This window comes from Streptomyces sp. NBC_01283, from assembly GCF_041435335.1.
Classification (GTDB): domain Bacteria; phylum Actinomycetota; class Actinomycetes; order Streptomycetales; family Streptomycetaceae; genus Streptomyces.
On sequence record NZ_CP108430.1, the window covers coordinates 6859784 to 6879688 of the forward strand.

21 protein-coding genes are annotated in these 19905 nt (G+C 71.9%); 12 read left to right on the forward strand and 9 right to left on the reverse strand.

From position 1 onward, the window contains the following. Positions 1-105 precede the first annotated feature (105 nt). Entirely contained in the window at positions 106-678 is a 573-nt protein-coding gene (locus OG302_RS31030; protein ID WP_371529783.1) for a CchlQ, read from the forward strand. 183 nt (positions 679-861) lie between these two features. On the opposite strand, the gene OG302_RS31035 is transcribed toward OG302_RS31030, so the two are convergent. Then, positions 862-1557 (reverse strand): hypothetical protein, encoded by a 696-nt coding sequence (locus tag OG302_RS31035; RefSeq protein ID WP_371529784.1) that lies wholly within the window; start codon positions 1555-1557, stop codon positions 862-864. A gap of 90 nt (positions 1558-1647) precedes the next feature. Between OG302_RS31035 and OG302_RS31040 the strand changes: the two genes are divergently transcribed. Continuing rightward, positions 1648-2415, forward strand: coding sequence for a nucleotidyltransferase domain-containing protein (locus OG302_RS31040; RefSeq protein WP_371529785.1), 768 nt, complete (start codon positions 1648-1650; stop codon positions 2413-2415). 305 nt (positions 2416-2720) lie between these two features. Continuing rightward, a complete protein-coding gene (locus OG302_RS31045) occupies positions 2721-4658 on the forward strand; it encodes an FUSC family protein (RefSeq protein ID WP_371750288.1) in 1938 nt (645 codons plus the stop codon). A 37-nt stretch (positions 4659-4695) separates the two neighbouring features. On the opposite strand, the gene OG302_RS31050 is transcribed toward OG302_RS31045, so the two are convergent. After that, positions 4696-5181 (reverse strand): DUF3574 domain-containing protein, encoded by a 486-nt coding sequence (locus tag OG302_RS31050; RefSeq protein ID WP_371529786.1) that lies wholly within the window; start codon positions 5179-5181, stop codon positions 4696-4698. A gap of 285 nt (positions 5182-5466) precedes the next feature. Between OG302_RS31050 and OG302_RS31055 the strand changes: the two genes are divergently transcribed. After that, positions 5467-6531: a phosphatidylinositol-specific phospholipase C domain-containing protein gene (locus OG302_RS31055; protein ID WP_371529787.1), complete on the forward strand. Its 1065-nt coding sequence runs from the start codon at positions 5467-5469 to the stop codon at positions 6529-6531. 27 nt (positions 6532-6558) lie between these two features. On the opposite strand, the gene OG302_RS31060 is transcribed toward OG302_RS31055, so the two are convergent. Then, the gene (locus OG302_RS31060; protein ID WP_371529788.1) at positions 6559-7515 is read right to left on the reverse strand and encodes an endonuclease/exonuclease/phosphatase family protein; all 957 of its coding nucleotides are present in this window, start codon (positions 7513-7515) and stop codon (positions 6559-6561) included. Positions 7516-7621: 106 nt separating this feature from the next. On the opposite strand from OG302_RS31060, the gene OG302_RS31065 reads away from it, so the two are divergent. The 4 genes from OG302_RS31065 to OG302_RS31080 all read left to right on the forward strand — a co-directional run bounded on the left by OG302_RS31065 (position 7622) and on the right by OG302_RS31080 (position 11394). Then, positions 7622-8983 (forward strand): amidohydrolase, encoded by a 1362-nt coding sequence (locus OG302_RS31065; RefSeq protein ID WP_371529789.1) that lies wholly within the window; start codon positions 7622-7624, stop codon positions 8981-8983. A gap of 50 nt (positions 8984-9033) precedes the next feature. Further along, complete coding sequence (locus OG302_RS31070; protein WP_371529790.1) at positions 9034-10281, forward strand: cytochrome P450; 1248 nt, start codon at positions 9034-9036, stop codon at positions 10279-10281. Positions 10282-10390: 109 nt separating this feature from the next. Further along, on the forward strand, positions 10391-11080 hold the full coding sequence (locus OG302_RS31075) for a DUF899 domain-containing protein (RefSeq protein ID WP_371529791.1): 690 nt from the start codon (positions 10391-10393) through the stop codon (positions 11078-11080). Between the two features lie 116 nt (positions 11081-11196). Further along, positions 11197-11394 (forward strand): hypothetical protein, encoded by a 198-nt coding sequence (locus OG302_RS31080; RefSeq protein ID WP_371529792.1) that lies wholly within the window; start codon positions 11197-11199, stop codon positions 11392-11394. A 32-nt stretch (positions 11395-11426) separates the two neighbouring features. On the opposite strand, the gene OG302_RS31085 is transcribed toward OG302_RS31080, so the two are convergent. Further along, positions 11427-13481 carry an ABC transporter ATP-binding protein gene (locus OG302_RS31085; protein ID WP_371529793.1) on the reverse strand — a complete coding sequence of 685 codons (2055 nt, stop codon included), beginning with the start codon at positions 13479-13481 and terminating at the stop codon, positions 11427-11429. Between the two features lie 228 nt (positions 13482-13709). Here OG302_RS31085 and OG302_RS31090 point away from each other — a divergent pair, with 228 nt between their 5' ends. After that, positions 13710-13946, forward strand: coding sequence for a thiamine pyrophosphate-dependent enzyme (locus OG302_RS31090; protein ID WP_371529794.1), 237 nt, complete (start codon positions 13710-13712; stop codon positions 13944-13946). A 218-nt stretch (positions 13947-14164) separates the two neighbouring features. Continuing rightward, positions 14165-14287 carry a hypothetical protein gene (locus tag OG302_RS31095; protein WP_371529795.1) on the forward strand — a complete coding sequence of 41 codons (123 nt, stop codon included), beginning with the start codon at positions 14165-14167 and terminating at the stop codon, positions 14285-14287. An 86-nt stretch (positions 14288-14373) separates the two neighbouring features. Here the strand turns inward: OG302_RS31095 and OG302_RS31100 are convergent, their stop codons facing one another. Together OG302_RS31100 and OG302_RS31105 are read right to left on the reverse strand one after the other, a co-directional pair. Further along, complete coding sequence (locus tag OG302_RS31100) at positions 14374-14847, reverse strand: hypothetical protein (protein WP_371529796.1); 474 nt, start codon at positions 14845-14847, stop codon at positions 14374-14376. Between the two features lie 45 nt (positions 14848-14892). Beyond that, the gene (locus OG302_RS31105; protein ID WP_371529797.1) at positions 14893-15369 is read right to left on the reverse strand and encodes an ATP-binding protein; all 477 of its coding nucleotides are present in this window, start codon (positions 15367-15369) and stop codon (positions 14893-14895) included. 155 nt (positions 15370-15524) lie between these two features. On the opposite strand from OG302_RS31105, the gene OG302_RS31110 reads away from it, so the two are divergent. Together OG302_RS31110 and OG302_RS31115 are read left to right on the forward strand one after the other, a co-directional pair. Next, a complete protein-coding gene (locus tag OG302_RS31110; RefSeq protein ID WP_371529798.1) occupies positions 15525-16385 on the forward strand; it encodes a helix-turn-helix transcriptional regulator in 861 nt (286 codons plus the stop codon). Positions 16386-16478: 93 nt separating this feature from the next. Then, complete coding sequence (locus tag OG302_RS31115; protein WP_249593092.1) at positions 16479-16694, forward strand: DUF397 domain-containing protein; 216 nt, start codon at positions 16479-16481, stop codon at positions 16692-16694. An 82-nt stretch (positions 16695-16776) separates the two neighbouring features. On the opposite strand, the gene OG302_RS31120 is transcribed toward OG302_RS31115, so the two are convergent. The 3 genes from OG302_RS31120 to OG302_RS31130 all read right to left on the reverse strand — a co-directional run bounded on the left by OG302_RS31120 (position 16777) and on the right by OG302_RS31130 (position 19842). After that, a complete protein-coding gene (locus tag OG302_RS31120; protein WP_371529799.1) occupies positions 16777-18267 on the reverse strand; it encodes a glutamate synthase subunit beta in 1491 nt (496 codons plus the stop codon). A gap of 132 nt (positions 18268-18399) precedes the next feature. After that, positions 18400-18879: a DUF1772 domain-containing protein gene (locus OG302_RS31125; protein WP_371529800.1), complete on the reverse strand. Its 480-nt coding sequence runs from the start codon at positions 18877-18879 to the stop codon at positions 18400-18402. A gap of 264 nt (positions 18880-19143) precedes the next feature. Then, positions 19144-19842 carry a DUF2293 domain-containing protein gene (locus OG302_RS31130; protein WP_371529801.1) on the reverse strand — a complete coding sequence of 233 codons (699 nt, stop codon included), beginning with the start codon at positions 19840-19842 and terminating at the stop codon, positions 19144-19146. Positions 19843-19905: the final 63 nt, after the last annotated feature.

The window sequence follows — 19905 nt, forward strand, 5'->3', positions numbered from 1 at the left end:
TTGACGCTGCTCGCCGCAGCAAGTCCCCGACGCTCGCCCTGTTCTGGAGAGCGGGCCCGGCGTAGATTCCAGGACTCGATGTCGTGATCGTTGCTTGGGGGAGCTGTGGACTGGGGGACGCTTGTCGCGGCGGTGAGTGGTGGCTCCATTGCCATTACCGGCACCGTCCTGGCCGATCACCTGCGTAATCGTCATGAGACCGGTCGCGGTCTCAGTGCGCGGCGGCGTGCGGTGTACATCGAGTTCATCAGTGCTGCCGAGGCGTGCCACTCACGGTTGCGGCAGATCGCGCAGACGGCCCGCGCGGAAAGCGGTGAGGGCGGTGATGAGGGAGGTGACCTCGACGTGGTCACGCGCGCGGCGCTGGCCGAAGCGGCGATCTATGAAGTGCGCGAGCGGCTGTTCATCGACGCGAGCGCTGACGTCGCAGGCGCGGGCCAGGTGATGTTCGAGCGGCTCCGGACGCTTCGGAGTGTGGTCGCGACGGGCGCCTCGCAGACGTCGCCCGCCTTCCATGCCGCCTATCACCCGTACATCGGGAGCGTATGGAGCTATCGCGTCGCCGTCCGCAAAGAGCTCGACGGGCAGTCCCTCTCACCCGCGGCATTCGGATGGGCAGGGTGGGACGGCAGGGACCGGTGTCCGGTGTGCCAGGGGCCGGACGGTGGCGGCGCGTGAGGGGACCACGGTGACGGGTTCGGTGGATAGTCCCAGTCGATCGACGACTGGTACCGCTGGGACAGCCTGACCAGCTTGGCCCGGACCTCCGGGGTTGTCGGCAGCCGCCCGAGCTCGCAGGGGTAGCCGTACGGGCTGTCCATGTCCTCTGGCCGCAACGGAGTGGTTCACGCGGCATCCTCCTCAGTCGGCTGGCGGTTGGACGTCGCTGCTATCGCTGTTATCGCTGTGGTCGGGGCGGCGGGTCCACAGGGATATGTCACTGCTCGTCGCTACGGCGATGGTCTCGCCGGACGGAGAGAAGCCGAAGGCTCGGAGTTCCGAGTACGTGGAGTGGAAGATGTGCCACCACCGCTCTCCGTGCGGGCCGGAGTGGGGGAGTCCGCCGTCGCCCGAGAGGAGCACGCGGTCGTTGGGCCAGTCTGGAGTGACGGCCTCCAGGGTCCACCCGTCCCCGGTCGTCGTGTGCAACCCGCCGCCGAAGAGCCCTGCGATGCGTACGCGACTGCCTGCGATCGGCCCCAGTCCGGGGCAGGACAGATCAGCGACCGCGTCGGGTGTGCTGTCCTCGGGGTCGGGGTCGCGGTCCCTGGCGATCTTCTCCCCGGTGACGGCGTCGAAGAGACCGTGACCGTCGTGGGAGACCACCATCACCAGGTCACGCCCGCTCTCGGGGTGCGACGCGAAGCCGATCCCGAGGAGTCCACCGACCGGGGCGCCGTATTTGTAGTCGAAGACGGGCCGCCAGGGGTCGGGTGCGGGTATCACAGGAGCGGCCAGGAGCCGCTCCCGCAGGGCGTGTTGGTAGGAGGAAAGCCCCTGTTCAGGAGCGAGTTGCTCCACCGGGTCCGAGCCCGCGCTCTTGAGCCTCTTCGTCATCTCTTCATGATCTCGCTTCGATGGCTGCCCTGCGCAACCGGATTGCAATCGAGTGGCCCGGCTCGGTGCGGGCGTGGTGGGGTGGTGCGGATGAGTGCCATGAATTTTGCCGATGATGACGTTTTCCTCGCTCACGTCACTGAGCGGCTGGCCACCCTCAGTGGCGTCCAGGCCGTCACGCTCGGCGGCTCGCGCGCGCAGGGTACGCATACGGCCGAGAGCGATTGGGACATGGCCGTCTACTACCGGGGCGCCTTCGAGCCCGCGGAGCTGCGTGCCCTCGGCTGGGAGGGTGAGGTCTTCGGGGTGGGTGACTGGGGTGGCGGTGTCTTCAACGGTGGTGCCTGGCTGACGATCGACGGCCGGCGCGTGGACGTCCATTACCGCGACCTCGGTGTCGTGGAGCACGAGCTGGCCGAGGCGCGCGCGGGGCGGTTCCGCTGGGAGCCGCTCATGTTCCATCTGGCCGGTATCCCCAGCTACTTGCTGGTCGCCGAGTTGGCCGTCAATCAGGTGCTCGTCGGTGAACTGCCCCGTCCCGCCTACCCGCAGGCCCTGCGCAAGGCAGCCCCGGAGGCATGGCTGGGCCGGGCGAGGGTCACGATGCGGTACGCCCGCTCCAACAACGCCCCACGCGGCCAGCACACCGAGGTCGCGGGTGCCATCGCCGTGGCCGCGATGCAGGCCGCTCACGCGGTACTGGCGGCGCGGGGCGAGTGGGTCACCAACGAGAAGCGGCTGCTGGAGCGGGCCGGGCTGCGGGGGGTCGACGGCATCCTGGCGGGGATGGGGCAGAGCCCGGATGCCTTGGAGAGTGCCATCGCCGAGGCGCAGGTGTTGTTGCTGGCCGCTGTGTAGAGGGGTGCAGAGGGGGCCCCACCGTCCTGGGCGAGAGCCTGTCGCCGTACGTGGCCGTACGTGGCCATATGCGGCTGTATGTGGCCGTACGTGATCGCCTCCCGCCCGTCGAGCGTTCGGCAACCGTCACATCGGTGAAACGTGGCCGTTCCCTTTTCTCCCAAGTCGGCGCTTACGGTTGATCGCAAGCCCAGGCCGATGTCGTCCGGTGGTACGTACCCGTCAATGCCCCCAACCCCGCCCCACTCCGCCCCGCCCCGCCCCCGACGACGACAGGAACAACGGTGAGTCCGGTGATCTCCCGAGTGGCTTCCGCGCGCGCAGCTTCCCTTCCGCCCTGGCTCGGCCATGCCCTTCGTACGCAGCGTGGGCCCGTGCCGTGGCACGCCGTGCTGCGGGGTGCGCTGGCCGCGGGGCCGTTGCTGGGCGCGGGCGTGGTCTTCGGGCGGGTCTCCCTGGGGGTCGTGGCCGCGCTCGGAGCCATGCTGGCCGGGATCAACGACCGGCCCGGGAGCCGTCGGGTCGCCGTCCGGCGCCTCGGACAGCCCGCGGTCGCCGGCGCGGCCGGGCTCGCCTTCGGGGCGTACGTCACCGGAGCCCCCGGCGTGGCGGGGGCCCTCGGAGTAGCCGGAGCACCCGAAGCCCTCGGAGCACCCGCAGCCCCCACAGGGTCCTACCTGCTCCCCCTCCTCTTCGCCGTCCTCGGCCTCCTCGCCGGAGCCTTCAGCGCCGTCGGGCCCGTCGCCTCCGCCTGCGGTACGCAACTGCTGGTCGCCGCCGCCATCGGGGCCGGGATGCCGTTGCCCGAGCCCGGGTGGCAGCGGGCCCTGTTCTTTCTCGCCGGGGCCGCGTGGCTGATCGTGCTGCGGCTCGCGCTGCCGTCGCCCGACGGCCGGAAGGGCAGGATGGGCAAGGCCGGGCCCTACCGCCTCGACGGCGAGCGCACCGCCGTGTCCGCCGTCTACGAAGCCGTCGCCGCGCTCCTCGACTCCGCGGGCACCCCCGGCTCGACCACCCGTCGCGCCGCACTCACCGCCGCCCTCGACCACGCCCAGGACGCCCTCTCCGGTCCTCGCCTGCGCAGGCACGCCAGCTCCGCGGCCGAACGGCGGCTGCACGCGCAGTACCGGGCCGCGCTGCCGCTCGGCGAGGCGGCGACCGCGCTCGCCTGGGCCGGTGAGCCGCTCCCGGCGCGTACGGGAGAGGGGCCGCGCCGCCTCGCGGCCGCCATCCGCGACGGCGCACCCTGCGGCCCGCTGCCCGCGCCCGCCCGCTCCGGCGCCGGGCTCCGCGCCCTCGACGACGCGCTGCTGCACGCCGCCGAAGCCTTCGACAGCGGCACCGCGGGGCCCGCGAAGGCGGTCCACGGGCGCGGCCTCGTCGGCGTACTGCGCAAGGCGGTCGGCCCCGGCGGGCGCGAGTACGGCGTGCGGGTCGCGCTCTGCTTCGGGGCGAGCGCCGCGGTCGCGCAGGCCCTGCACCACCCGCACTGGTACTGGCTCCCCGCCACCGCTGTCTTCCTGGTCAAGCCCGACCTCGGGCCGCTGGCGTCACGCGTCCTGTGCCGAGCCCTCGGCACCGTCCTGGGAGCCGCCCTCTTCGCGGTGCTCGCCGCCCTGCTGCCACGGCCCGCCGGGCTCGTCGCCGTCGTCGCCGTGTGCGGCGCGCTGATCCCGGTGGCCACCCGGCACTTCGCCGCCCAGACCGCCGTCGTCACCGTCCTCGTCCTCGCCCTCGTCATGGTGGGCGGGGAGCCGCAGGCCTCCTGGGGACGGATCGGCGAGACGCTGCTCGCCTGCGGGATCGTCCTGCTCGTCGGGCATCTGCCATGGCCGGTGCAGCGCGGCGGACGCGTACAGGACCGGCTCTCGGCCGCCCGCGCGTCCGCGCACGCGTACCTGCGCCACGTCCTGAGCGGCGCCTTCGCGGAAGAGGAAGGGGAGCCGGCGGGCGCCGAGCACCGCGCGGCCCGCTGGGCCCTGCGGCGCGAGGCCTACCGCACGCTGGCCGAGGCCCGCGCCGCGATCGACCTGGCGGCCGCCGAACTCCCCACCGTGGCCCGGGTCTCCGAGGGCTCGGCGCAGGTAGCGGCCACCCTCGAACGCCTCGTCGACACCACGACCGCCTGCGCGGTGCACGTCGACGACACGGGACGCCTGCCGCGGCGGCACGCCGAGCGCCTCGACACGCTGCTCGCGGAACTCGGCGACGAGCGCACCGACGAACTCACCGCGGTGGCGTGACCACCTCGCCCGGGCCCAGGCAGGGCGCGGGCCGACCTCAGAAGTCCACGCGCACCCGGTCGTCGAGCCGCGCCACCGAATCCTGCGCGAACTCCTTCACGTAGTCCTCGCGGATCTCCTCGATCGAGGCATCACGCTTGTGCGCCTGCGACGACGGATACAGCAGGATCAGCTCGTACGAACGCTCACGCTCGATCTTGCCGTTCGAGTCCCGCCACTGGCCGCGGCCGTCCTGCACCGTGAGCCCGTCGGGGAACGAAGGCGTGACCTCGTCGTCGATGAACTTCATGAACTGCTTGTCGGTCACATCCGGGCCGCCGTCGGGACGTTCGGTCCCGAAGAGGAGACGCGTCTCGGTGTACGCGTCGCCACGGGACACCTGCGACGTCGTCGTCCTGCCGGGCGCTTGCGTGTCGGTGTCGAACGAGGCGTACGCGGCCGGGGCGCCGACCGCGATGACCGTGGCCGCGGCGGCCGTCACGGCGAGGCGGGTGCGGGAGATGCGGGAGAGGGCGAGAGGCATGTCGGCTGATCCCTTTCGGCGGGGGGCGGGGACGAAGGCAGAGCGGTTTCTGCCGACGTACGACAGACGGATCTCCTCGTACGGCAGACGGATCTCCGCGTACGGTGAATACGTTGATCCATAACGGGCGCAGACGGTAGCGGACACGCCACGCTCCCCGCCCTCCCCGTCCCGCCCGCACGGCTGGATATCTCTCCCCTCCCGTAAGTCGCCGTCTTCCCATAGGACACTCAACTCCCATACGTTGCGCTGGACTTGACCGGAGCGGTGGAGGGGACGGCCGACATGAGGGCACGTACTGGGACAGGCCTTGCCATGGCGGTCGCCGCGGCGGGCGCACTGGCGCTCGGAACCGCGGGGCCCGCGAGCAGTACCGCCGCGGCGGCCGCCGCCGATCCGGCACCGCAGTCGTCGTACGCGTCCACCACCGGCGTGGGCGTCCACAACGCGTACGAGAAGGCGAAGTACCCGTACTTCGCCGACGCCCTGGACTCCGGCGCCGGAATGCTCGAACTCGACGTGTGGACCAACGCGTTCGGCAGCGGCTGGCGGGTCTCGCACAGCAACCCGCTCGGCAACGACAACAACTGCGAGAACGCCGCGAGTCCGGCCGAATTGCGCACCAAGCCGCGCAACCAGAGCCTCACCGGATGCCTCGCGGACATGAAGAGCTGGCACGACGCCCACCCCGGCCACCGGCCCATCCTGCTGAAGATGGAGCTGAAGGACGGCTTTCAGGGCAGGAACGGACGCGGGCCCGCCGACCTCGACACCCTCCTGAAGAGCAAGCTCGGCGACGCGGTCTACCGCCCCGGCCAGCTCACCGGAGGCCACGCCACCCTCGACGATGCCGTACGGACCGACGGCTGGCCCCAGCGCAGCGCCCTCGCGGGCAAGTTCATCGTCGAGCTCATCCCCGGCACGGTCGAACAGGGCAACCCGGCCGACACGCTGTGGACCGACCGCGAGTACGCCACCCACCTGCGCGACCTCAAGGCGGCCGGACGCCTCGGCGATGCCGCAGCCTTCCCCGCCGTGCTCGGCGCCGAAGCGGGTGACCCGCGCGGGCGGTACACGGACGCGGCGATCCGGCCCTGGTTCGTGCTGTTCAACGGCGACGCGGCAAAGTACGCGGGCGGCACCATCGACACCAAGTGGTACGCCGACCGGCGCTATCTGGTCGTCATGTCCGACGCCCACAACGTCGCCCCGGCCATCGACTCGGTGAACCCGACCGAGGCCCAGGCCAGGGACCGCGTCGCCCTGCTCGCACGGGACAACGCCAGCATCGTGTCGTCGGACTGGTATCCGCTGCCGGGCGTCCTCGCGACGGTGCTCCCGCGCGGCTAGACCGACTGGGCCCGGTCGCCGCCGCGGCTAGCGTTCGATCCGTATCCACACCGGCGCGTGGTCCGAGCCCGGCGCGTTCCGGCGCACCGCCGGATCCTCGTCCTGCACCGACGGCAGCGCCGTCGCCGTCGAGCCCGGCACGCCCGTGCCCGCCGCCTTGACCAGGTTCAGGAAGCCGCGGCTCACCAGGACGTGGTCGATCAGCTCGCGGCGCCCCGCGTGGATACGGGAGTACCGCTGCTCGGGCGGGATGAGCGGGGCCACGTTCCACAGCCGCTGCGCGTCACCCTTGTCCGGCTTGTCGAAGCCGGGGGTGCCTATCTCGGAGCCGGGCGGGCCGAGCAGGATCTGGGTCGTCGCCGCCGGGACCTCGTCGTTCAGGTCACCGAGCACCACGACGTCGTGCTGGCGGCCGTCGCCCTTCAGGAGACGGCCGGCCACGGAACGCACCAGTGTGGCCTCGGCCGCACGCCGGTACAGCGCGTACGCGCCGAAGCGGGCCCGCTCGCCCTCGTCCCTCGGCTGGAACCGGCCATCGCCGTACGACAGCAGCTTCGACTTGAGATGGCAGACCGCCACGTCGAAGAAGAAGGCGCGCGTCGTCACCGTCACCGCGAGCACCCCGCGGCCCGCCCGCGAAACCGGCCTGCCCGCGTCACCGGACTGCACCGGGCGCAGCGGCTCGGGGAAGCGGTCCTCGTCGGCCACGACGAACACCGGCAGGGAGCTGAGGAAGCCGACGCGGATGCCGCGCTCGTCCGCGTGCTCCGAGAGCGTGGTGTGCCAGGTGCCCTCCAGCATTCCGGCCAGATCCGCGAGGGCCTCCGGGTCGCCGACCTCCTGCACGCCGAGCACGCTCGGGTTCAGCGCGTTGATCGTCGCCGCGAGCGAGGCCAGCTTCGCCTCGTACGCGGCCTTGTCCTTGGGCCCGAACCTGCCGCCGGGCCGGTAGAGGTTCTCCAGGTTCCACGTGCCGACGAGCATGGCGGGCTCCAACTGTTAGAGCGAGGTCAGCGGGTTGACGTCAGCGTGCCTGCGAAACCGGCGACGCGACAGGGCGCGGGATGCGCACTCCCCGTACCGTGAAGAGATGACGCCGCCTCCCGCGCACGGCCCCGCCGACCTCGTCATCACGGGCTGCACGGCCCTCGTCCACGATGCGGAGGGCCGGGTCGGATTCCTCGACGACGCGGCCGTCGTCGTACGGGACGGCCGTATCGAAGCCGTCACCACCACACCGGCGGTCACCGGACTCCAGGCCGTCGAACGCATCGACGCACGTGGTCAGGCAGCCCTGCCGGGTCTGATCAACTGCCATACGCACTCGCCGATGGTGGCCCTGCGCGGCATCGCGGAGGATGTGCCGGCGCACGAGTGGTTCAACGACTGGATCTGGCCCATCGAGTCCAATCTGACCGAGCGCGTGGTCGGGCTCGGCGCGCGGCTGGCCTGCGCCGAGATGATCCGGGGCGGGGTGACGACCTTCGCCGACCACTACTTCGCGATGGACGCCGTGGCCGACGCCGTCGCCGGGAGCGGGCTGCGCGCCAACCTCGGAGCCGCCTTCTTCTCCTCGCAGGGGCCCGAGGGCCGCGCCGCCTCCCTGGAGTTCGCGCTGCGGCAGCGCGGCGCCGCCGACGGCCGCATCGCCACCTCGCTCGCCCCGCACGCCCCCTACACCGTCGACGACGCGGACCTCGCCGCGACCGCCGAACTCGCCCGCGAACACGGCCTCTTGGTCCACCTCCACGCCGCCGAGAGCCGTGCCGAGACCGACCACAGCCTGGAGCGCCACGGCCACACCCCCATCGAGGTCCTGCACCGCACCGGGCTGCTCGACGTCGACGTCCTCATCGCGCACGGCACCGGCATCCTCGACCGTGACCTGCCCGTGCTGCGGCAGGGCACGGGCCGCATCGCCGTGGCGTCCGCGCCGCGCGGCTACCTCAAGTTCGGCTGGGACACCACGCCTGTGCGTGCCCTGCGCGAGATCGGCATCCCCGTCGGCCTGGCCACCGACGGGGCCGCGTCGAACAACAGCCTGGACGTGTGGGAGTCCATGGCGCTCACCGCACTCGTGCAGAAGTCCACGGAGCGCGACCCGGCCTGGCTGACCGCGCGCCAGGCGCTCGACCACGCCACGCTGCAGAGCGCGCGGGCCGTCGGCCTGGGCGACGAGATCGGCAGCCTCGCGCCGGGCCGCCGCGCCGACATCATCCTGGTCGCCCTCGACGGGCCGCACACCCAGCCCGTGCACGACCTCGCGGCCACGCTCGTGCACAGCGCCCGCTCTGCGGACGTCACCACGACCATCGTCGACGGCCGCATCCTGATGCGCGACCGACGGCTGCTGACCCTCGATGTGCCGGGCATCGTCGCGGAGTTGGGCGCGGAACTGCCCGCCCTGGTCAACCGCGGCCACGGGAAGCGGATCCAGAGCTACGAGGTGTGAGGGGCGGGGCCGAGAGCGGGCGCGGGAAGGCCGCTGCCTAGGCTGGCACCATGCCCCACGCCCCGCAGCCGGACCCCGCCGACATCCTCCCGGACCCCGCCGACGGCCTCATCGACGACCCGTACGCCGCCTACGCGCGGCTGCGTGACACCGCGCCCGTGCACCGGGTCGCGGGGCCCGACGGCAGCCCGGCCTGGCTGGTCACGCGGTACGACGACGTACGCGCCGCGCTCGCCGACCCGCGGCTCTCGCTCGACAAGAGCCATGCGCTGCCCGGCGGATACCGGGGCTTCGCCCTGCCGCCGGCCCTGGACGCGAACCTGCTCAACATGGACCCGCCGGACCACACCCGCATCCGGCGCCTGGTCGTCAAGGCCTTCACGCCGCGCCGGGTGGAGAGCCTGCGCGCGCCGATCCGGCGCACCGCCGACGAACTCCTGGACGCCGTCGAGCCGTTGGGCGGCGCCGATCTCGTCGCCGCGTACGCCGCCCCGCTCCCGATCTCCGTCATCTGCGACCTCCTCGGGGTGCCCGCCGGACACCGCCCGGACTTCCGGGCCTGGACCGACACGCTGATCGCACCCGACCCCGCACGGCCGCAGGCCGCCAAAGAGGCCGTCGTCGCGATGCTCGGCTTCTTCACGCGACTCCTGGCCGAGAAGCGCGAGGAGCCCGCCGACGACCTGCTCTCCGACCTGATCGCGGTACGGGACGCCGCCGTACGGGACGAGGGCGACGCGCGCCGAGGGGAGGAGGACCGGCTGAGCGAGGACGAGCTGATGTCCCTCGCCTTCCTGATCCTCTTCGGCGGATACGAGAACACCGTCCAGCTCATCGGCAACGCGACCCTCGCACTCCTCCGCCACCCCGGCCAGCTCGCGGCCCTGCGCGCCAACCCCGCGCAAATCCCGGCAGCGGTAGAGGAGTTCATGCGCTACGACGGCCCGGCCGCGCTCGCCATCCGCCGCTTCCCCCTCGAAGACATCACCATCGGCGGCGTCACCGTCCCGGCGGGCGAGACCGTGCTGCTCTCCCCGTCGGCCGCCAACCGCGACCCGGGCCGCTACCCCGACGCCGACCGCCTCGACATCACCCGCGACACCGCGGGCCACCTCGCCCTCGGGCACGGCATCCACCACTGCGTCGGCGCGCCCCTCGCCCGCCTGGAGACGGCCACCGCGCTCGCCGCGCTCATCGAACGCTTCCCTCGCCTCGCACTCGGCGTGCCGCCGGAGGAGCTGAAGTGGCGCCCCTCGATGCGGGCCCGCGGACTGCTCGCGCTCCCGGTGACCTTCTAGATTCTTTTGAGTTTCTCCGCCGCGACCGATGAGTTCCGACGGCCGCGCAGGTCACCCCTCGGAGAAGTACGGATCCGAGGGGCGGGTCCGCAGGAGGGACTGAGGGACCATGGGACTTCCCGACATCGTCACGCGCGCGCAGTGGCTCGCCGCGCGCCAGGAACTGCTGGCCAAGGAGAAGGCGCAGACGCGGGCGCGTGACGCGCTCAACGCCGAGCGGCGGCGGCTTCCGATGGTCGAGATCGGCAAGGAGTATCTGTTCGACGGTTCCGACGGCAAGGCGACGCTGTTCGACCTCTTCGACGGAGACTCCCAACTGATCGTCTACCACTTCATGTTCGCCCCGGAGTGGGACGCGGGCTGCCGCAGCTGCTCGGCCTTCCTCGACCAGATCGGCCACCTGGCCCATCTGCGGGCCCGCAGCACGAACTTCATCGCCGTCTCCCGCGCACCCTTCACCAAGATCCTGCCCTTCAAGGCACGGATGGGCTGGACGGTTCCGTGGTACTCCTCCCACGGAAGCGACTTCAACCACGACTTCGACGCCACCGTGGGGGAGGGCGCCGAGTCCTTCGAGCAGCCCGGCCTCAGCTGCTTCCTGCGGGACGGCGACCGCGTCTTCCACACGTACTCGACGTACGACCGCGGCACCGACTGGGTCGCCTCCTACTCCAGCCTCCTCGACCTCACCGCCCTCGGCCGGCAGGAGGAGTGGGAGGAGCCGAAGGGCCGGTCGACGGGGCTCGGCGCGCCCGCGGGCAGCAGCCGGCTGAAGTACCACGACGAGTACGGGATGTGACGGACCGACACAATCAGGTGTCAGGTCCGTCACGTTGCGAGTCCTTTCCGCCCTCCGGTGCGTTCTACTCGACAAGAGTCCGTGAGGACTGCCAACGGGGGAGCAGAAGGACAATCATGAACAGCCGAGTGGTACTTGAACGCTTTCCGGCCGGTGGGCCGCGAGGATCGTGGCCCGCGGAGGACTTCGCGAAGGCCCGCCGCATGGAGGGCCAGCAGGCCGAGGTCGTCATGGACCTCGCCTCCGACGCCTTCCTGGTGATCGTGCGCGAGACCGAGGTGACCGACGTGGGCGACATAGCCACCGCCGCGTAGTCCCGGGCCTGCCCCTCAGTGCTCGCCACCCGTCAGCGCTCGGTGTGCCTGTTCGACGAGGTGGCCTTCGGGATCTTCGCGGTGAACTGGTCGGCCTGCAGCGCGTAGAGCTCCGCGTACACCCCACCTGTCCGCAGGAGTTCGTCCGGTGTGCCCGACTCCACCAGACGCCCTCCGTCCAGGACATGGACAAGGTCCGCGTGGCGCACCGACGCCAGGCGGTGGGTGATGAGGATGACGGTCTGGCCCGTCCCGGCGAGGGCCCTGATCTTCTCGAAGACCTCCAGCTCGGCGCGGGCGTCGAGCGCCGCCGTCGGCTCGTCCACGATGAGGATGCTGCCGCGCCGGTACGCGGCGCGTGCGATGCCGAGCCGCTGCCACTGACCGCCCGACAGCTCGTGCCCGCCGGTGAACGCGCGGGCCAGCAGCGTGTCGAGCCCGCGCGGCAGATCGGCCACGACGTCCCCGGCGCCGGCCTCACCGACCGACACGCCGATCCGGTCGTCCGTGAGCGGCACGGACGACCGGCCGATCGCGATGTTGACGCGCGCCGTGAACGGCCAGCGCTTGAAGTCCTGCGCCACCATCGCGATGCGTGCCGCCAGCTGATGCCGGTCCGCGGTCGCCGCGTCGACGTCGTCCCACAGGATCCGGCCGTCCTTCGGCGCGTACAGACCGGCGAGCAGCTTCACCAGCGTCGTCTTGCCGGAGCCGTTCTCGCCCACCAGGGCGACGATCTTTCCGGTGGGCAGGGTGAGGGAGACGTCGCTGAGCGCGTCCCTGCCCGAGGTCCCCGGATAGCGGAAGGTGACCTTCTCGAACCGGATCTCCCGTGGATCCGGCGGCAGTTCGGCGCCGCCGACCGGGATCGCGCGCTGCGCGGCCTCCTCGAAGAGCCGCTCCAGGTCGCCGACGAACAGGGCGTCCTCGTGCAGGGAGTTGACCTCCAGGACGAGCGTGTCGAGATTGGACGCGCCGGTGCGGATCGCGATGACGGCGGTACCCGCGACGGACAGCGCCATCGCCCCGGCGAGCAGCAGCGCGCCGAGCGTCGCATACGTCGCCGCGGTCGCCACGCCCGTCCAGGCCGCCGCGATCAGACCCGTCCGGGCGGCGAGCCGCGCCAGGCGTGCCTGCTCCTCCTCCGCCACCTCCGACATCGACCGGAAGTGCCGCAGCAGGAAGGGGCCCACCCCGTGCACCCGGATCTCCGGGGCCGCCTGCGCCTCCGTGAGCAGGCTGCCGATGAGGCGTCCCGCGCGGGCGTGCTGCACCCAGGCGTGGAAGGAGACATAGCGGCGCCGGGCGATCGTCAGGGCGCTCCACGCGCTCGGCAGGGTCATCGTCACCAGGAGCGGAAGCAGCGCCGGGTGCAGGACGGTCAGCACGCCGGCCGCCGCGATCAGCGAGATCATCGCGTTGACCACGCGCGTGGCGATGCCGATCATGCGCCGGGCCGACGCGGCTCCGTACTGCGCGGTGTCGAGCAGTTTGTGGAACGCGTCGTCCTCGATGGCGGAGAGCTCCACCGACGCGGCCTTCTCCAGGTACTGCTCGGTGGCGACGCGTTCGACCTTCGGTTCCAGGCGCCCTGTCGCGTACGTGGACGCGGCGCGCAGCAGCGCGGCGACGCACAGTACGGACGCCATCGTGACCAGGGCGGGCGCCGCGCCGCGCAGCCGGTCGGTGATCGGGGCGTCGGTCATCAGCCGGCCGAGGACGCTGTTGACCGCGAGGAGGCTCACCGCCTGGGCGAGTCCGCGGCCCACCTCGGCGCCGATGACGACGCGCGCGGCCCGCCGGTCGGCCTGCCGGGCGAGGCGGAAGCTGGCGGCGAGGAGTGCGGGAAGCCGCTTCAGCATGGACCGGAAGCCCAGCTGGAGGAAGGCCTCCTCGTACTGGGCCCAGCCGGTGTCGTAGCGCAGGGGCCCGCCGAAGAGCAGCGACTCGGACTCCGAAGTCCCCTGTGGAATACGGTAGTTGTTCTTTTTGTCGTTCGTGTGCTTCTCCTTCTCTGTCTGTGTGCGTCGCGTGCGGCCTTGCGACCCCGGGCAGCTGTTGCCGGTTCGCCGGGGCGGCAGTGCCATACCCCATGCAGGCAACTCCGCACCCGCGCAGGCAAGGGAGTTATTCCGTGACCGACACTCTCCGGACACCCCAAGTCCCTTATGAGAACGACCTGGACGGGCCCGCACTCCTGGACGCCTACCGCACGATGCGTACGATCCGTGACTTCGAGGAGCGTCTCCACGAGGAGTTCGCGACCGGTGACATCCCCGGTTTCGTCCACCTGTACGCAGGAGAGGAGCGGCTCCATGCACATCGCCGACCTGTCCAGGGGCATGCTCGGCGCCAACGGCATCGGCGGCGTGGCCTTCTTCGGTGACGGCGGCAGCAGGCAGGGCACCCCCATCGAATCCCTTGACCTCGCGACCGTCTGGCGCCTGCCCGCCGTCTTCGTCGCACCCGCCGCTACGGGCCCGATGCGGACGTCTCCTGCCTGCGGGGCTTCGCGGAGGCGGGGACGCGGCGCGAGCTCCGTCCGCACCTGAGCAAGCTGTTCGCGGACGAGGGGCTCGTGACGCGGCAGCTCGTGGACGACCTCCTGAAGTACAAGCGCCTGGACGGCGTCGGCACGGCGCTGCGCACGCTCCCGCCGATGCTGACGGTCCCGGACGCGGATCGGCGCTCGGCGTGAGTTCCCTGCTGCCGGCGGGCGTGCGGACGGTCGCCGTGTGGGGCGCGGCCGATCGGGTGATCCCGGCGGCCAATGCGGCGTCCCTGGAGGGGAGGGCCCGCCGGCCGCGTGATCGAGGGGGTGGTGGGCCACACGGCCCAGCTGGAGGCGCCGGGCGAGGTCGTCTCGGCGGTGGAGGCCACGATGGCGGGGTGAGGGGGCGGGGTGGCGCCTGCGGGAGGGTGCCGCTCCGGGGCGGCGGTGCGTGCGGGTGCGGCGGTGCGAGCTGTGACGGTGCGGGTCTAGGCGCTGACGGCCCGCGACCACCCCGGTGTGGTGCCCGTGGCCCTGCACCACGCCAGATACAGCGGAATGGGAGGCGTATAGGGAACCTCGCCCCCGGAGGGGCTGTGGATCAGCGAGGGAGCGCTGCGGGCGCCGGGCACCACGGCTCCGGCGGCGTAATACGCGGGCGACGGCCACTCCAGCGCGACATCTGAATCCGCGGGCACGATCCACCACCACCGGGCCCCGGCAGCGTCCCCGTCAGCCCCGGCGTCCTCGTACACACACCCCACCCGAGGCAGCCGTGCCATCAGCCGGGGCCCGAACCGCGCGGGCACCGAGACCGCGTCACACCCGAGCGGCAGCGACATCCCGGCGGGCACGGCGAGCCGCGTCGGTGCCGGTGGCGGCGAGGCGGCGGCGCTCCGCCTCCGTTCGAGGCGGACCAGCGTGTCCAGGTCCCACAGCCGCCGCACCGTCACCGCGCTCACACGCCCCCTGTCCACGTAGTCCTCACGCCCGAACCCTCATTCACGTCACGCCCGCAGTTCCGCCCATACGGTGAGGCCTGCTCCGGGACCCTCGTCCCGCACACCCCACGCGTTGCTCATCGCCTCGACGAGAAGCAGTCCCCTCCCGTGCTCCTCGTCGGCGTCGGGCCCCTCCTGGGCGGGCCGCGGGACACCTGATCCGTATCCGTCGTCACGCACAGCTATGCGCAGTGACCCGGGTTTCGTGCAGAGCTCGCAGATGATCCGGTGGCTCGCGGTGTGCACGATGGCGTTCGTGACCAGCTCGGAGACCACGAGGGCCGCGGCGTCGCGGGCTTCCTCGCCTATCTCCCAGCCCAGGAGCTGGGCGTTCGCCAGCCGTCTGGCCTGTGAGGCGGAGCCCGGCCGTGGCACCAGCGCGAAGCTGACGCAGAGCTCGGAGCCGCTCTCGACCCACGCGTCGGCGGTAATGCCAACAGGGGCTTCGGCGGCAGCTGTGTGTAACGGCGCGGGCGGAGTCACGCCATCCACTATCGCCCCGCCGGGAACACCTTGGCAAGACCCACTCTGAAAAGTGCACAGTGGCGTGTTCCTTCGAGACGTCACGTGGCACACTGCACGCAACGGCTCCAGGTGCGGAGTGAATTGGCATGTCATGGAGTACGTGGAGGTAGGACGTGAGCGAACCGCGGTCCGCGCCGACCGTCGGCCAGGTCGTCCTAGGCCGTCGTTTGCAAGACCTGCGTGAGCGCGCGGGTCTCAAACGAGAGGAGGCCGCGCGGATTCTCCGCGTGGCCCCCGCCACGGTCCGCCGCATGGAGATGGCCGAGGTCGCGCTCAAGATCCCGTATCTCCAGCTCCTCCTGAAGTCCTACGGCGTCGCCGACGACGAGGCCGACGCCTTCGTGACCCTCGCCGAGGAGGCGAACAAGCCGGGCTGGTGGCAGCGGTTCCACGACATCCTGCCGGGCTGGTTCAGCATGTACGTCAGCCTTGAGGGGGCGGCCAGCCTCATCAGGTCCTACGAACCGCACTTCGTGCCCGGTCTGCTGCAGACCGAGGAGTACGCACGAGGCGTGATGCGCTCCGGAGCGATCGGCCAGACCAACCCCGACGACATCGAGCGGTACGTGGCGCTCCGCATGGAGCGCCAGTCGCTGCTCACCCGCGAGGACGCGCCACGGGTCTGGACCGTGATGGACGAGACCGCCCTGCGCAGACCCGTGGGCGGTTCCGATGTGATGCGAGAGCAGATCGACAAGCTGCTCGAAGCCGTTGAACTTCCTCATGTGACGTTGCAGATCGCGCCGTTCGCGGCGGGTCCGCACCCGGGCACGTACGGACCGTTCGTGCTCTTCCGCTTCGCCATGGCGGAGCTGCCGGACATGGTCTACAGCGAGTACCTGACCGGCGCCGTCTATCTGGACGCGCGCACCGAGGTGGCGACCCACCTCGAGGTCATGGACCGCATGGCGGCGCAAGCCGCGACGGCACATCGCACAAAGGAGATCCTCCGGGACCTCCGCAAGGAGCTGTGAATGGATCGACACCGAGCCGGTACGCGCCCCGGGGGCAAACCCGGAGCCGGATCCCGTCCCGAGTCCCGGGACGACTCCCGGATATACAACGGCATGCCCGCCCGCGAGCTCGGCAGCGAGGGCTGGCACAAGCCGTGGAGCGGCGGCAACGGCGGCAACTGCCTGGAGGCCATGAAGCTGGCCGACGGCCGGGTGGCGGTCCGTCAGTCGGCGGATCCGGACGGCCCGGCGCTGATCTACACGCACGGCGAGATCAACGCGTTCATCCAGGGCGCGAAGGCGGGGGAGGCCGACTTCCTGCTGTCGTGAGCCCCGCCGTGAGCGGGTCCTGAACCGCCGTGAGCCGTCACCCGAGTCCGGGGGCGGCTCATCGTCGTGACCGCACCCCGGCTCACACCGTCATCGGCCGGTCGTGCGGGCCGATCGGCGCCGCGAGATCGGTCGCACCGGTCAGCCATCGGTCGACCGCGGCGGCGGTCGCGCGGCCCTCGGCGATGGCCCAGACGACCAGCGACTGACCGCGAGCCGCGTCCCCGGTCGCGAAGACCCCCGGCACGTTGGTCGCGAAGTCAGCGCCGCGGGCGAGGGTTCCGCGGTTCTCGACGTCCAGGCCCAGCTGGTCGACGAGACCGCCCGGGGCCCGCTCGGGGCCGGTGAAACCGAGCGCCAGGAGCACCAGATCGGCGGGGAGTTCACGGTCGGTGCCCGGGCGGGGGCGGCGGTCCGCGTCGACCCCGGTCAGGTGCAGGGCGTGTACCCGGCCCGCCGTGTCGCCGGTGAAGCGGAGGGTGGACGCGGCGAACAGACGCGCGTCGGCGTCCGCAGCGGGGGCGGTGCGCAGCTCGCCCGCCTCCTCGTGCGCGACGGAGAGGCGGTAGACCTTCGGGTACGTCGGCCAGGGCTCGGCCAGTTCGTCGCGTGCGTCACCGGGCCGTTCGTAGATGTCCAACTGCGTGACGGATGCGGCCCCTTCACGCACCGCCGTGCCCAGGCAGTCCGCTCCGGTGTCCCCGCCGCCGACGATCACGACGTGCTTGCCTTCGGCGGACAGCGGTGAGATGTCGAAGTCTCCCTCGCACACGCGGTTGGCGAGCGGGAGGTACTCCATGGCCTGGTGGATGCCGCTCAACTCCCGCCCGGCCACGTCGAGTTCGCGCCACGCGGTGGCGCCGGTGGCGAGCACCACCGCGTCGTGCCCGGCCCGCAGCTCCGCGGCGCCGATGTCCCGCCCGATGGTGACGGACGTACGGAAGACCGTGCCCTCGTCCCGCAACTGCGCGAGCCGCCGCTCCACGTGGTGCTTCTCCATCTTGAACGCGGGGATCCCGTACCGCAGGAGCCCGCCCGCGCGGTCGTCGCGCTCGTACACGACGACGGTGTGCCCGGCGCGCGTCAACTGCTGTGCGGCGGCGAGTCCGGCCGGGCCGGAGCCGACCACGGCGACCGTCCTGCCGGAGTGCCGGTCCGGGGTGCGGGGCGGGTTGAGGCCGTCCGCCCAGGAGCGGTCGGCGATGGCCGCCTCGACGTTCTTGATGGTCACCGCGGGCTGATTGATCGCGAGGACGCAGCCTGCCTCGCAGGGGGCGGGGCAGAGGCGGCCGGTGAACTCGGGGAAGTTGTTCGTGGCGTGCAGGCGGTCCGCCGCGGCACCCCAGTCGGCGCGCGAGACGAGGTCGTTCCAGTCGGGGATCAGATTGCCCAGCGGGCAGGCATCGTGGCAGAACGGAATGCCGCAGTCCATGCAGCGGTCGGCCTGCCGCTCGACGATGGGCAGCAGCGCGCCGGGGACGTACACCTCGTCCCAGTCCTTGACCCGTTCGCCGACGGACCGGCGCGGCCATTCCTGGCGGGCGGTGGTGAGGAAGCCTTTGGGGTCGGCCATGGCCGTCTCCCTCGGGTGCTTTCGCAGGCTTTCGGCCACTGTACGACGGGTGGGCGGGCACGGCACGCTCGCGGGTAGCGGGGGCTGTCGTCCCAGGTCAGGCCCGGTCGGCCCGCGTAAGGCCGGGCCAGGTCAGGTGAGGGCGAGGGTGAAGGACGCCGACGCGGCGAGCGAGGCCCCGACGCGGATGTGGTTCCACATGGTCCATTCACGGACGTACGTACGCCAGCGGTCCGCGCTCTCCGGTGCCTGCGGGTCGAGTTTGGCGAGGGCGTCGTTGCGGGGGACGTTCGCGGCGATGGTCACGCCGAACGAGCCGAACAGATACAGCGCGCTGCCAAGGAGCAGTTCGACGGTGCCGTCGTCGGGCCAGAGCACGAAAGTGACGACGGCGACGACCGCGCTGAGACCGGCGGCGCCCATGAACACGGTCATGAACCCGGCGGTGACCGCCTTGACGTTGATCGACTGCATGGCCGCGATGCCCTGCGCCGGGGGCAGCGCGGCAAGGCCCTGCATCACGAACGTCGAGAACGCGACGAACGCTCCGGCGACCAGACCACAGGCGAGCGCGCCCAGCACGACGAGCACGAAATAGGGTCCCTCGATCATGGCAACTCCCGCGTTGTGTAAGGCAGCCGTCAGGTGAGTGAGCCGCGATGATCCTCCATGGCGCGGCCCCGCACCACAAGTGAATTGCCCTGACCGGGGGGAGCGCCATGCGTGGGGCGCGCGGGGGCATGTGCGGGCGTCTGGCCGGGGCTCTTGGGGGGCTTGAGGGGGCATGGGGAGGCCTGGTCGAGGCGGTGAGCGATACAGCGCCTCGACCGAGGGGGGTGGGCGATCCCGGGGCTGCAAGGTTTTCGGGCGGGAGCCTCAGACCGCCATGCCCTCCTGTCGCCCAGGTCCCTGCCAGGAACGGAGCGTCGCCTCGACCGCCGGGGTGATCCGTCGGCGGGCCTCGCCGCGGGGGACTCCGCTCATGAGGAGACGGTCGTACGGCGTGTCCGTGTGCCGGACGGCGGCCACCACCGCCGCCGTCACCGCGGAGCCGGACAGGGCACGGCCCGCCGCGCTCCGGCCCACCCGACCGCTGCCCCGCACGGACGCGTGCGCGGCGATCGCCCGGGCCCGCTCGTCGGGGCACCCCGGGAAGAGCCGCCGTATCTCGTCCGCGAAGGCCGCGGTGAAGCGGACGTCCTCCAGGGCCCGGCGCGCCGCGTCCCGTGCCCGGCGGCGGGCCCGTGCCTCGGCGTCCGCGAGGCACCGCTCCTCGGCCCGTGCGAGCGCCGCCTCCTCGACGAGGACGCCCTGCCGTTCGTACCGGCCCTGGCGGCGGTTGAGGCGGACGACCACCGCCGAGAGCCCGCTCCCCTCGCGGGCCCGGCGCGTCAGCGCGGTGTCGCCGCGCGGCAGGAAGACGAGGTGGTCCAGGTCGGCGCAGTCCAGGCAGTGCGGCTCGGCGTCCTCGACGACCAGGAGGGAGAGCGGGCCGCCGCGGCACTCCGCGCAGTGCCGACGCCTGAGGGGCTGGATGGCGAGAAGTTCTTTCCGGGCGAGGGGAGTTGCTGCCATGAAGGATTCATTCCCCCTGGCGGCGGGTGCGTACCGCCGCGGGGGAGGGGCGGGGGTCCGGCG

Bases quoted from the DNA above. Each gene is read 5' to 3' on its own strand.
- OG302_RS31035 (WP_371529784.1), bottom strand. From the start codon at position 1,557: ATGACGAAGAGGCTCAAGAGCGCGGGCTCGGACCCGGTGGAGCAACTC.
- OG302_RS31040 (WP_371529785.1), top strand. From the start codon at position 1,648: ATGAGTGCCATGAATTTTGCCGATGATGACGTTTTCCTCGCTCACGTC.
- OG302_RS31050 (WP_371529786.1), bottom strand. From the start codon at position 5,181: ATGCCTCTCGCCCTCTCCCGCATCTCCCGCACCCGCCTCGCCGTGACG.
- OG302_RS31055 (WP_371529787.1), top strand. From the start codon at position 5,467: ATGAGGGCACGTACTGGGACAGGCCTTGCCATGGCGGTCGCCGCGGCG.
- OG302_RS31060 (WP_371529788.1), bottom strand. From the start codon at position 7,515: ATGCTCGTCGGCACGTGGAACCTGGAGAACCTCTACCGGCCCGGCGGC.
- OG302_RS31065 (WP_371529789.1), top strand. From the start codon at position 7,622: ATGACGCCGCCTCCCGCGCACGGCCCCGCCGACCTCGTCATCACGGGC.
- OG302_RS31070 (WP_371529790.1), top strand. From the start codon at position 9,034: ATGCCCCACGCCCCGCAGCCGGACCCCGCCGACATCCTCCCGGACCCC.
- OG302_RS31075 (WP_371529791.1), top strand. From the start codon at position 10,391: ATGGGACTTCCCGACATCGTCACGCGCGCGCAGTGGCTCGCCGCGCGC.
- OG302_RS31080 (WP_371529792.1), top strand. From the start codon at position 11,197: ATGAACAGCCGAGTGGTACTTGAACGCTTTCCGGCCGGTGGGCCGCGA.
- OG302_RS31085 (WP_371529793.1), bottom strand. From the start codon at position 13,481: ATGGCACTGCCGCCCCGGCGAACCGGCAACAGCTGCCCGGGGTCGCAA.
- OG302_RS31090 (WP_371529794.1), top strand. From the start codon at position 13,710: ATGCACATCGCCGACCTGTCCAGGGGCATGCTCGGCGCCAACGGCATC.
- OG302_RS31095 (WP_371529795.1), top strand. From the start codon at position 14,165: ATGCGGCGTCCCTGGAGGGGAGGGCCCGCCGGCCGCGTGATCGAGGGG.
- OG302_RS31115 (WP_249593092.1), top strand. From the start codon at position 16,479: ATGCCCGCCCGCGAGCTCGGCAGCGAGGGCTGGCACAAGCCGTGGAGC.
- OG302_RS31120 (WP_371529799.1), bottom strand. From the start codon at position 18,267: ATGGCCGACCCCAAAGGCTTCCTCACCACCGCCCGCCAGGAATGGCCG.
- OG302_RS31125 (WP_371529800.1), bottom strand. From the start codon at position 18,879: ATGATCGAGGGACCCTATTTCGTGCTCGTCGTGCTGGGCGCGCTCGCC.
- OG302_RS31130 (WP_371529801.1), bottom strand. From the start codon at position 19,842: ATGGCAGCAACTCCCCTCGCCCGGAAAGAACTTCTCGCCATCCAGCCC.